Raw genomic sequence first — 288 nt, 5'->3', positions numbered from 1 at the left:
CATAACAGCGTAAGCACATACATCAATACAAAATACCTTCGCTAATTCAAGCAGCTTATCTTCAACCCAGCCTCGTCAATGCTCGTAAGATTGACCAGTAAAACGGTCTTCTCCACATAAAAATGCACGACGAACACAGCGTGAAATACAATGGTAATATTTTGTATCAACCAAACTTATTTGACGCTTTCTTGCGATAGCCATGAGACACTCTGCTTGTTTTTTACACTAAATAAAGCCTAGTACTTCTTTTCATAAAGTGCAAAATTTAGAGTGGGTGTCTGTTCT

Annotated in this window: 1 pseudogene; it reads right to left on the bottom strand. The window is 37.8% G+C overall.

Going from position 1 to position 288, the window contains the following annotated elements:
- Positions 1 to 204 (bottom strand): annotated as a pseudogene (locus NRL14_RS20920) (transposase); the annotation flags it as partial.
- Positions 205 to 288 lie beyond the last annotated feature (84 nt).

The sequence above is a fragment of the Pseudoalteromonas sp. 20-92 genome, assembly GCF_030847595.1.
Taxonomy (GTDB): domain Bacteria; phylum Pseudomonadota; class Gammaproteobacteria; order Enterobacterales; family Alteromonadaceae; genus Pseudoalteromonas; species Pseudoalteromonas fuliginea.
This window is presented reverse-complemented; position numbering and strand designations above follow the sequence as displayed.